8 protein-coding genes are annotated in these 10,560 nt (G+C 39.1%); 7 read left to right on the top strand and 1 reads right to left on the bottom strand.

All coding sequences use genetic code 11. The annotated features are described in order from the left end of the window. Positions 1 to 237 precede the first annotated feature (237 nt). Positions 238 to 1,656, bottom strand: a complete 1,419-nt coding sequence (locus tag H5084_RS18710; protein ID WP_182692159.1) for an MATE family efflux transporter — start codon at positions 1,654 to 1,656, stop codon at positions 238 to 240. Between the two features lie 304 nt (positions 1,657 to 1,960). Here H5084_RS18710 and H5084_RS18715 point away from each other — a divergent pair, with 304 nt between their 5' ends. From H5084_RS18715 to H5084_RS18745, 7 genes are all read left to right on the top strand, one after another. After that, positions 1,961 to 2,836 (top strand): LysR family transcriptional regulator, encoded by an 876-nt coding sequence (locus H5084_RS18715; protein ID WP_182692160.1) that lies wholly within the window; start codon positions 1,961 to 1,963, stop codon positions 2,834 to 2,836. Positions 2,837 to 3,145: 309 nt separating this feature from the next. Next, a complete protein-coding gene (locus H5084_RS18720; RefSeq protein WP_182692161.1) occupies positions 3,146 to 4,168 on the top strand; it encodes a ketoacyl-ACP synthase III in 1,023 nt (340 codons plus the stop codon). Next, on the top strand, positions 4,165 to 5,322 hold the full coding sequence (locus tag H5084_RS18725) for an NAD(P)-dependent oxidoreductase (protein ID WP_220486017.1): 1,158 nt from the start codon (positions 4,165 to 4,167) through the stop codon (positions 5,320 to 5,322). The genes H5084_RS18720 and H5084_RS18725 overlap by 4 nt, the downstream gene beginning before the upstream one ends. After that, a complete protein-coding gene (locus H5084_RS18730; RefSeq protein ID WP_182692162.1) occupies positions 5,291 to 6,169 on the top strand; it encodes an MBL fold metallo-hydrolase in 879 nt (292 codons plus the stop codon). The genes H5084_RS18725 and H5084_RS18730 overlap by 32 nt, the downstream gene beginning before the upstream one ends. Next, entirely contained in the window at positions 6,166 to 7,449 is a 1,284-nt protein-coding gene (locus tag H5084_RS18735; protein ID WP_182692163.1) for a F390 synthetase-related protein, read from the top strand. Before H5084_RS18730 ends, H5084_RS18735 begins: the two co-directional genes overlap by 4 nt. Beyond that, positions 7,437 to 8,642 (top strand): ATP-grasp domain-containing protein, encoded by a 1,206-nt coding sequence (locus tag H5084_RS18740; RefSeq protein WP_182692164.1) that lies wholly within the window; start codon positions 7,437 to 7,439, stop codon positions 8,640 to 8,642. Before H5084_RS18735 ends, H5084_RS18740 begins: the two co-directional genes overlap by 13 nt. Continuing rightward, the gene (locus H5084_RS18745) at positions 8,639 to 9,808 is read left to right on the top strand and encodes a hypothetical protein (protein ID WP_182692165.1); all 1,170 of its coding nucleotides are present in this window, start codon (positions 8,639 to 8,641) and stop codon (positions 9,806 to 9,808) included. The genes H5084_RS18740 and H5084_RS18745 overlap by 4 nt, the downstream gene beginning before the upstream one ends. The last annotated feature ends 752 nt before the right edge of the window (positions 9,809 to 10,560 follow it).

The raw sequence follows: 10,560 nt of genomic DNA on the forward strand, positions 1-10,560 counted from the left end.
TGTAGATTGTTATGTAGATTGTTATGTAGATTGTTACTTAGGTTGCGATCTAGATTGTTATTAAGATTGCTATACAGGTTGATGGAGGAAAGGGCGATATCGGGTGATGATGGATGGCTCGACAATCTTATTATTGCCGAGCCAGTTTTGTGGAATCGTTAAGGTTTGTATAGGAGTTAAGATGTGTAATATCGTTAAGGGATATATAAGGGCTGAGGTTTATAAAATAGCTCAGATTTATACAATAGATTTACACGTTTTAGGTTTACACATTTTTTGCATATCTCGCCATAACATTGGCACCACAATAATAGTTAGTAACACATTAGAAATCGGGAGAGATAACCAAACACCATCGATGCCTAACCATTGTGGTAAAAAGTATAAAAACGGTAATTGTACCGCAATGTTACCTATTGAAATTGATAGGGCTTTAGCCCCTTGGTTGACCGACATAAAATAAACAGTAGCAATAAATAAGAATCCATCTAAGTACAATGCAAATAGATGTAAGCGCAAACCTGTTTGTGTTTCTGCTGCTAGTTCAGCATCTGCGCTACTGAATAAATGAATGAAAATATCCGGAAAAATATTGAGTATTAACACGATGCCAATACCTAAATAAAGAACAACTTTTAATGCCAATATGACCGTAGCTTTGATCTTCTCAGTTTGTTTGGCACCGAAATAAAAGCTGACGGGTGGTTGCATACCATTAGCAATCCCCTCTGCTGTTACATAATACAGCGTGGCAATGTAACCAATGATAGCAAATGCACCGACACTAACAGATGAACCGTAGGCCATTAATAACTTATTATGCAGTGCAATCACTAAGCTGAAATACATAAACATAAATAAGCTCGATGCACCTAAGGTAATGATTTTTATTGCGACATCGAGTTTTAAGCTTAATCCTGCCAGCGTTAATTTAGTCTGTGCTTTTGCTGAAAAGAAATAAGTAATCCCGATACAAAATACCAATGATTGTGAAGCGATCGTCGCAATTGCTGCACCTTGCAAACCCATTGAATGGATCCCAATTAAGATATAATCGAGCGCAATATTAACCAGTGCACCAAAGATCATTAAACCTGTCGCAAAATTTGGACTGTTGTCATTACGAATAAGCATGGGAATAACCGCAGCGGCAATAGCAAAACCAGCCCCCCAAACAAAAACACTTAAATAATCCCGGCTGTAGCTGAGTGTATTACCGGTAGCACCTTGTAGATTTAATAATGGGCTACTCAACGTGCTGATTAAATAAGTGGATAATGCCGCGAGTATGATGATTAACCAAAGACTATTAACTAACACTTGATACGATTTGTGAGCTTTTTCTTGGCCGCGATAAATTGACATTAAACTGCCGCCGCCCATACCAACCATTAATCCTAACCCGATGATCACGCCAATGATTGGCATGGTCATATTAATGCCTGCTAAGCCTTCAAAGCCAACATAATGACCAACAAAAATACCATCGATAACTTGATATAAGCCATTAACTACCATGGCTGCAATAGAAGGAATTGCGTAGCGCCAAAACACTTTACTGATAGAGTCATCAGTTATTATTGGTTCGTTTGAAACGTTAATTTCAGACTTCACAGACGCTGTTAGTGGTGGGAGATCTATCGCTTGGTTTTGCATTTTATTCTCTACTTTAATGATGCTGTTAACTGTTTTGTATTATGTGGTGATGTGCTGATATTTTGAACTATGGTCGGTATTGAGACTGCTATTAATTGTGTTATAAACAGTACAATTGAAAGTTCACTCAATATGAAAATAGAATGAGATTGAAATTAATCAGACATTATTGTTAGCCGTATTATGCTTGTTAATTAGATTGATGGTAGTTAATATCTATCCGTTATTCGGATGGTTTGCGCGTGTTCTTTAGTCTCGTGCTTTAATCACGTACTTTAATTATGTTAAACAAAACGGTGTGATGATGAATTGGACGTTAGATCAACTAGAGGCGTTTGTCCTCGCAGTCAAACAAGGTTCGTTTTCTGCTGCTGCTCGCAAGCTAGGTAAAGCACAATCTAGGGTGAGTACTGCTATTGCAAACCTAGAAGCAGACTTAGGGTTTGAACTGTTTAATCGTGATGCTCGCTTACCGGTTTTAACGCCGCTAGGTGCGGAAATGTATATTGAGGCGCAAGCGGTGTTATCTCAGTGTCAACGCTTACAAGCACGTGCTTTGACTGCAAACGAGGGGGAAGAGTTGGCGTTAACCATTGCGATTGACGAAGCGGTGCCCATTCTTAGTTTTGAATCGTTCTTTAAAGAAGTGAGTGAGCGTTTTCCGTTATTAAAGTTAACCATTATTAATGGTTCTCAAGATGATATTGCTAAATGGATTGAAGATAAAACGGCAGACTTTGGGATTTTATTTCATTTACAGCCACTGAGCCAGGATTTGGAATTAGAAATCATAAGTCAATTTAAACACGCTTTAGTAGTCTCTACTGATCATCAATTAGCGAAGGTGCCGGTGCCTACTTATGCGCAATTAAACCAACATCGGCAATTAGTTATCCGTAATCGTTTAGGCGGTACTCCCGAGAAGTCTATTTCCGTACAGCATTGGTATGTGGATAGTTATTACCATATCAGCGGGTTAGTGGCCCGAGGTATTGGCTGGGCATTGGTGCCTGAGCATATTGTGAATGATGAGTGGCATACCGGTAAGTTGGTTAAACTTTCAACGCAACATATTCCGGATTCATTGATCGTTGAAATGGGTATTGTTAAACGCGTTGATACGGGTAAAGGACCGATCATGGCCTGGATGATTGAAGCGATTAAAAATATATTCGAATAACGTCATTCATTTTATAGCTATTAAAGCTTTCGTGGACCTCGCTGTTATGACTTGATGTTATGAATAGGGCCTTTGTGAATATTGTGGCTATATAGCTTGAATGTTGCGTCGTTGGCAATACAAGTTGTTAGCGCATGAAGGGTCATAAATATATGATATATTAATCCTTTTTATGATTGAAGAAACTTATTTGCACGGTCATGATAAGTATAAACTGAATATAGACATTAACTAAATACGAAAGCAGCTGCTATTTATGGCTTTGCTATAGTTGGTATGCGGATACCCACACTTAACTTTGGGGATGAGATGGCATTTAATATTATGGGTAGTGATATTTATCTACCAAAACAAACCTGGAAAGGTGAAGACTTTGATTCACATCTAGGGTTAAAGCCAGGCACAAGTGAACACAAATACGGTGTTGAAAAACGCTATATTGCCTCAGGCCATGAAACCGCTATCTCCATGGCTGGCGAAGCGGTTCTCGGCGCATTAAAAAATGCCACTCTGCACATTGATGATATTGATTTCATTATTTATGCCAGTGCTACACACCACCAAACCTTACCCTACGATGCTGCGGCCGTATTAGCGTATCTGAAGGCGCCTGCACAGTTAAGCAGCGTTGATATTAATAGCTCCTGCTTATCATTTTTATCTGCATTAGATTATGCACAATGTCTTTTCCTCGCTAAACGCTATCAACGTATTGTGATTGTCAGTAGTGAATGTGGTACGGGTATTACACTTAATAAAACTACGCCTGCCTCTATTGAAGTCGCCACTTTATTTTCTGATGGTGCCGCCGCTTTTGTATTGCAGGCAGAGCCTTTAGCAAAAGGGTTTACAGGGGCATATTTTGAAACTCACCATCAAGGTTATGACCTTTGCCAAGTGAGAGGAGGCGGTAGTGCTGTCAACCCGCACACTCATTCTCATGCTGATTTATTAGCGGCCAGCCAATTTGAAATGAACGGTAAAGCATTATTTAGACAGATGGCGATAGCGATGCCAGCGTTTTTAGAAAAGGGGTTGCAACTAGCTAATATCAATAAACAATACATTGATTATTTATTGCCGCATCAAGCAAGCCATCGTGCCATTAATAAGTTACCGCGGATCACTGGTTTTGCTAAGCATAAAGTAGTCAATAATGTAGCGCAGTTGGGGAATCAAATTGCGGCATCATTACCTATTAACTTGCATCTGTTACGTCAACAAATCGCACAGAGTAGAGAGCAAATAAGCTCATCGGAAAAGCCTCAAACCGTTTTATTGTTTGGGACCGCGGCGGGTTTATCATTGGGAATGGGATTGTTAACACTATGACTACAGATGCTCTTCACAAAGTACGAATGAAGATATTGGTGACTGGCGGTACAGGCATGCTCGGTAGTGCAATTATTCGTTTATACCATCAGCAATATGACTTACATTTTATTGGTCGTAATGAAAAGATCGTTAAACAATTAACAGATAAATACCCCGTGACTGGCCATGTTATTGATTTAAGCGATCAACAAGCTTTATCAAGCATTTTACAAAGTGCATTTGGCGAAAATGATGGTAATAAGGTTGCCAGTGATACTAAGGTTGCTACTGACTTTAAGGTTGCCAGCGATATTAAGGTTACTAGTCACGCTGATAATAAGTCGGGGCATTTTGATGCCATTATTCACTGTGCCGCATTTTCTAGCGCATGGGGAACTTACGACGCCTTTTATCAAGCTAATGTTGTGGCAACGGAAAACCTATTAACTCTGGCCAAACAACACCGTATTGGTACATTTGTGCATATTTCAACAACCAGTGTGTACTTTGACTTTACTGACCGTTGGTCGATCAATGAGCAAGATCCGGTCGCAAAAACCTTTTGTTGCGATTATACCCAGACCAAATATTTAGCAGAACAAGCGGTATTAGCAAATAGTCATGGCCAAGGTCTTAATACGGTTATCTTAAGGCCCCGAGGTATATATGGACCGAATGATCGCGCTCTTGTGCCTCGTTTATTAGCAGCGGTAAACGGTAATCGTTTGTTAATTCCCTCTGCCAAAAATCCGGTATTAGATTTAACGTACGTCGACAATGTTGCTGATGCGGCTTTGTTAGCGTGTGTAAAAGCAACAAGTTTGGAAAGTGGTCATATCTTTAATATTAGTAATGATCAACCCATGCCGATTAATGATGTATTAAGACAATTACTCTCCGCTTTATCAAAAGGTGAACAACAGCGACCAATTAAATTAACGCCATTACCTTACGCATTATTAGCCCCTGTGATTGCGTTGAATGAAAAAATTTGTCGTTATTTACCGCATCAACCCGAGCCTAAAATCACTATTTATAGCGCAGGGTTATTAAACTTCCACCAAACGTTGAATATCAATAAAGCCAAGCAATGCTTAGATTATCAAGCCAATGTCAGTATTACCGAAGGAATAACACGATATGTCGACTGGACTAAAAATAAAACTGTTTGAAGGCGGGCATTGTGTTCATCCGGGCTTTGTTGTTAAACCGGGGAGTGGATTAAAAGCGCGTTCTTTTCCGGCTGCGGTGGCATTAATTGAACATCCTGAGCAAGGTTTTGTATTGTTTGATACTGGCTACCACGAGCAATTTTTTAATGTTACTCGACGCTTTCCTGAACGTTTTTATGCTTGGGTAACACCTTGTAAATTAAAACATGGTGATTGCATTACAGAACAGTTAAATGTAGAAAATATAAAGATTAATTCAATTCACCACTTAGTGTTATCACACTTTCATGCAGACCATATTGCAGCAGTGAGTGAGTTCAAAACCGCCACCATACATTGCACCCAACAGGGACTCGATTCGATACAACAATCAGGTCGCATTAATGGCGTACGTAAAGGTTATTTAAAACAATTATTACCCGCTGAGATAACCCCTCAACTACAAATTCATGAGGACTTTCCGTTATCGTTAGCCACCATTCTTACTGGAAATGGCGGAGTATTCGTACCGGAATTAACACTCAAGTGTCGTGACTTATTTAATGACCAGCGTTTATATTTAGTCGCCTTACCAGGGCATGCTGCTGGGCAAGTGGGGTTGTTATGCCGGCTTGAACATCAATGGGTCTTTTTATTAGCGGATGCCTGTTGGTTGATTGATAGCCTTGCAGAGAATATAAACCAACATTGGATAGCCAATTTCCTGTGCGATGATGTTAACGAATATCGTCATACATTGGCGCAATTGAGATGCTGTTATCAGCATTACCATGACATCATCGAATTTGTGCCATCGCATTGTTCGCAGACTATTGATAGGTTAAAAGCGCAAGGTTGGATGCAATGATCAGCCTGTTACAGTCCTTTTATAATGCTCGATATAAGACTTTTAAAGACAGAGCGCAATTGCAAAGCTGGCAAGCTGAGCAAGTAAAAAAACATCTCTCTTGGGTCACGCAACATTCTCCTTATTATCAATCTTTAACAGGGCAATCATTAGATCAATTCCCGATCATGAATAAACAGATCATGATGGAGAATTTTGATCAGTTAAATACACGAGGATTACAACAATCTCAGTTGTTTGAACTTGCGATTGAGGCTGAAACAACGCGCCAGTTTAAGCACTCAAAAATACAGGATGTTACCGTTGGCCTCTCTTCTGGTACCTCTGGACAAAGAGGGTTATTTTTAGCTAATGCGCAGGAAAGGCAAATTTGGGCGGGCAATATATTAGGGAAATTACTGCCTAATTTATTAACAACACATCGTATTGCATTAGTGCTTAGAGCCAATAGTCCGATCTATAATACAGTCAATAAAGGCCCCATTAAATTCTGTTACATCGACATAACCCAACCGATTGCAGTATGGATGAAACAGTTAGATCAATTTCAACCGACGTTATTGATTGGTAGCGCACAAGCTTTACAACTTTGTGCGTTATTCACGGGCAAATACAGTGCATCTGAAATCAAACCTAAACGTATTATTTCCGGTGCAGAGGTGCTCACACCAGCAGATAAAACACTGATACAAGCGAAGTTTAGATGCCCAATCCATGAAGTTTATCAATGTACTGAAGGTTTCTTGGGCAGTACCGATAAATTAGGTCAGATGCGTTGGAATGAAGATATCGTGTTCATTGAAAAGCACTGGTTAAACGAACAAAAAACACATTACAGTCCGATCATTACTGACTTTCGTCGCCGTACTCAACCGATTATCCGTTATCAATTAGACGATGTGATAAAAGTGCAAACGCATGGGGTAAAAGAGATGTCAAATAACGTCAATGTGTTCGAAGGTATTGGCGCTATTGCAGGGCGTTGTGGGGACTGCTTATTATTAAACAAGCAAGGTCAAAAAGTGCCTGTTTTACCTGATCTCATTTATCGTGCTATCAGTATCAAGTTAACTGAGCATTGTGATTATAAGATTTCTCAAATTGCTGATAACCATGTTGAAATTTCATCAGATAGCAAAATGCATGGCTTAATACAAAACGCGCTTAATGAACTTTTTACGCAGCAAGGTTTGTATTCGGTAGTGTTTAGCTTTGCTGATAAACCTCGTTGGAATACGGCGAATAAACAGCGCCGAGTGGTTAACTTATGCGAGTTTTAATCACCGGCGCAAGGGCGCCTGTTGCAATTGAATGGGCACGATTATTAATGCGTCAAGGACATCAAGTGACGATGAGTGATTGTTGCCGGTTACCACTTGGTCGATTTTTAACAGGGATTGATCGTTACGTTAGAACAACATCACCTCGGCAGGATCCTCAACAATATCAAAATGAAATTGTTAAATTAGTAGAAGAGCATCAAATACAGATGCTGATCCCCACCTGTGAAGAGATTTTTTATCTGGCTCAGTTTAGCCATTTGTTAAAGCAAACTAACTGTTTGATCAGTGAGCTTGAGTTACTTTTATCGTTACATGATAAGTCAGCCGTGTTTGAATTATTGTCAGGTTTAGCAGGGGTTAAGTTCCCTATGACCAAAAAGCTAACAACAAGCACACAAATAGACCCTGAGTGGGAAAGTATTTTAAAGCCGACTTTTTGCCGATTTGGTGAGCAAGTTATTCGTGATATAAAGCAAGTGGATTTACAGCAACTTGATATAAGCCATTCAACACCTTGGGTGCAACAACAAAAGTTGATAGGGCAAGCTTTGTGTAATTATGCGCTGTTTGATCAAGGTAAGTTGATTGCCCATCAAGTATATCGACCAGATTATTGTGTTAATGGTTCGGCAGCGACTTACTTCCAACCGATAGAGCATGAAGCCATTAATACCTTTATTAATGCTTTTGCAAAACAGTTTCAATTTCATGGTCAAGTCTCCTTTGATTTTATCGAGCATCAAGGTGAGTGTTATGTGATTGAGTGTAATCCTAGAGCAACAAGTGGTTTGCATCTGGTTGCAGAACATTTGCAGTGTTGGAGTTCCTTTAAAGCTAATGTTGGACAAGTTCATGCTGCTATTGATCAAGCTAATGTGAGTGAACTGCGAACGAGCGAACGACGTCAACTAGCAACTAACACTGAAAACAATAAATCGTCTCAGGCACAATATATTGGTTTCTCGATGTTAATTGCTGGTGGATTGAATATGTTATTTAAACGACAAACTTGGCGTGATTTTTCTGCGGCTAAAAATGCACTTGGCGATAAAAACTATCCGTTACCATCCTGGGCGCTGCTATTAAGCAGTGCAGAATTACTGACAACCGCGTTATACCGTAATCAATCTTTGGCGGCGGCGAGTACTTCAGACATCGAATGGAATGGTCAGCATGGGAGTGGGATGTGAATAAACTTAGTGCTGCACAGTGGCATCAAACTTATTTTGATATGATGCTACAAGGTCAAAAAATAGATCAATTGAGCGCACTGTTTTATTGCTATCAACAGCAAGGTTTAATTATTCCGTCGACACTAAGTGGCGTCAATAGTGGTGTTGTTATAGATAATTGCACTCCATCAAATCAGTTTCAATTAAATTCCGAAGATTCAATATCTTATCGATCAGCTGAGGTTAAGAAAAACAATAGCTATGTGGTGTCACCATTAACGTTGATCACAGGTTATGCGCAAGATGAAATCCCTAAAGTACGATTTGCAGCGTTACGTTGGTTAAGTTACCAGCTAATTAAAGCGGTTGAAAAACCATTGCAATTAGCGGGTGTCGGTAATGTACAAACTTTGAATAATCAGTGTTTATCCACCAATATGTATTCAACAGGTTGGTCAAAAATCGATTTACCTGCGTTACGCCAACAAGCTTTAAACACAAGTAATCAACATGCATTAGTATTACGCTCTTTAAATGATGCGCAACATAGTCCTATTATTGAGCGCTGTGAAAAAGATGGTTGGATAGCTATTGTTACCCGACAAGTGTATTTGCATATCAACTTGCAAACGGTGGTGGCAGGGAAAGATTTAAAGCATGACTTACGTTTATTAAAACAACCACAATGGCAGTTCAAAAAGTTGTTTGCTGAAGACGATATAAAACGTGCAAAAGTACTTTATGACTTACTGTATTTACAAAAATACAGTGAACATAATATTCAATTTACTCTCTCATATTTTATACAAGCTGTGCAGATGGGGTTGATATCATTGTATGGATTATTTCATCAAGGGCAGATGTTAGCGACTGTTGGCATGGTGATTATTGAAGCGGATATGACGTGCCCTATTTTAGGCTACGATACTCAACTGCCACAAAAACTCGCCTTATATAGACGTGCTTCAGCATTTACTATCGATTATGCAAAACGACATGATCTACGCTTTAACATGAGCTCTGGAGCGCCTGATTTCAAACGTAACCGAAGAGCAAAGGCCTGCATAGAATATAGCTATGTATATTGCCAACACTTGAATAAACCTAAACAATTTACATGGAAAGTCTTCGCTTGGTTAACTCGCTATTTTTATCGCTCAATACTTGAAAAGCAAGGGCTGTAAGGTCATTTATTGCATTTTTTAATTTTTTCATTGTTGTTCATTGTTTGTAAAACTTAACCCATCTTCTGAGCACTAATGTAATAGTGAGTACTCATTATAAAATAAGTCAACTGTTAATCTGAACTACGGCTTAGCTTGATTACACTTTTTGAATCGATAACGAAACATTCAATCATCTGGATAGGGGCTTAGTTAACGTTAATAGATCAGGATAAATGGATATTAAATCAAAGGTGCAGAATCAAAAATCTATAGCGATGACGCTCAAACATTGATTGAACAATAATTGCAGTGTTTAGAAGTCTTATATGATTTTTATCAAACAAGACCAAACGAACAGGCGAAAAACAATAATTAGATGCAATAAATCTTTGCAAAGAGCTGTGCTAGTTGCGCTATTGGACCACTGTTACAAGCTAATTGGGGGATAATACACATTCTTACTCGGTGTGATGATTGGTAAAAACATTTAGCTGGTTTACTCGTTACTCGTTGCCCGATTGCTAGTTGGTAGCGGCTAATGGCAGGCATCAAAATAAATAAACAAAAAAATGCCGCTAACTATGTAAGTCAACGGCATTTTCGGTGATGAACCTTTTCTTATCGTTCTAATGATAAGTTAAAACAATAAACTAATTTAGTCTTGTGTTTTGATTGTAGTGAAGTGGTAATCCACATCAACCACTGCACGGTAAGCAACTTGATCACGTGTTTGAGCGAACTCTTGGATCGTTACTTTTGATTTATCAATG

It is taken from the genome of Psychromonas sp. SR45-3 (assembly GCF_014163575.1).
GTDB lineage: Bacteria > Pseudomonadota > Gammaproteobacteria > Enterobacterales > Psychromonadaceae > Psychromonas > Psychromonas arctica.